General features: G+C 53.3%; 2 protein-coding genes. Both read right to left on the bottom strand.

What is annotated here, in order from left to right; translation table 11 throughout:
• A partial coding sequence (gene gpW, locus H2O73_RS22340) for a gpW family head-tail joining protein (protein WP_368737174.1) occupies window positions 1–102 on the bottom strand: 102 nt, incomplete at its 3' end.
• A partial coding sequence (locus tag H2O73_RS21875) for a hypothetical protein (RefSeq protein ID WP_220457695.1) occupies window positions 102–336 on the bottom strand: 235 nt, incomplete at its 5' end. The genes H2O73_RS21875 and gpW, both read right to left, overlap by 1 nt.

The raw sequence follows: 336 nt of genomic DNA, 5'->3' as shown, positions 1-336 counted from the left end.
AGTAGCACTGTAGTTGTCGTGTTGGACCTGCACGACTGATTGCCCGGTCAGGAGCTTGTTTAACGCTGCGCGTGCGGCGTCTAAATCTGCTTGCGTAGCCATCAGGTAGCCCTCTGTCCTAATGATCCCCATCCTCCAGACTTACTTTCGCCTGCATGCTTGACTGATACGCCAGCAGACGGCTTTTCATCCGGTTGGGTCGGTATGGTTATTGGTGATAGCAGGTCTACCTGCTTCAAATTCGCCTCAATATTGTCCCAGTCAGCTGGCTTTTTGAGCTGTATTCGCAGCACTCTTGCCGCGTGGAGCGCGTAAACTTCGCAGTCCAACGCTTCG

This window comes from Vibrio marinisediminis (assembly GCF_014050145.1).
In the GTDB taxonomy this organism is placed as follows: domain Bacteria; phylum Pseudomonadota; class Gammaproteobacteria; order Enterobacterales; family Vibrionaceae; genus Vibrio; species Vibrio marinisediminis.
Note: the sequence above shows the minus strand (reverse complement) of the source record. Positions and strands in the feature narration are given on the sequence as shown.